The 625-nt window shown below is 41.6% G+C and carries 1 protein-coding gene; it reads left to right on the forward strand.

The features are described from left to right. Positions 1 to 467 (forward strand): TrsD/TraD family conjugative transfer protein (trsD, locus tag ACKTR2_RS10355; protein WP_407885062.1); only part of this gene is annotated, 467 nt, incomplete at its 5' end. Between the last annotated feature and the right edge of the window lie 158 nt (positions 468 to 625).

Below are 625 nucleotides of genomic sequence, written 5' to 3' on the forward strand. Positions count from 1 at the left end.
TACTTAATGAAACCGAACAGCAAGACGTCTTTGAGGACTATGGCGCGTTTCTGATGAGTACCTTGGGGGAAGGTGTTGATGACACGCTACAGTTCTTAGAACCGACGATTCCCGTCAATATGACGGCTTATCTCAATGGTCTCAAGCGTCGGTATCTTGCGTTACAAAAAGATCACTCGGAGCAACAGTTCAAAATCCAGCTCATAGCCAGTTGTTTGGACCACTTTACTAAAGTCCAGGAATCCAAAAACATGACAACTAAGCAACACCTGCTAATCGTTAAGGTACCGATTAAAGACAAGAGCGGTAAAAGCTTAAACTTAGCCGTCACTCATTTAGACGAAAAGATCGAACAGGTTAAACGAGACATTGAAAATGCGTTAACGGATTTTGATGTGACGGCCAAAGTTTTGACTAGGCAGGAAGTCCAAGAGATTTTAAAGAACTTAATCAATTTCAATGGATAGGAGGCAACAGGATGAGTTTTGGTGATAAGGTCATTGATTTATTTATGCCAACTAAAAAAGAAAGACATCAAGGCGATAGCGGACAAACGGGTAGTAATCCTAAACCGGAGGTTGAAGACTTTACCAAGCTGATTGATCGCGATAGCTTGCATTCACTA

It is taken from the genome of Furfurilactobacillus curtus, from assembly GCF_045862785.1.
Taxonomy (GTDB): Bacteria; Bacillota; Bacilli; order Lactobacillales; family Lactobacillaceae; genus Furfurilactobacillus; species Furfurilactobacillus curtus.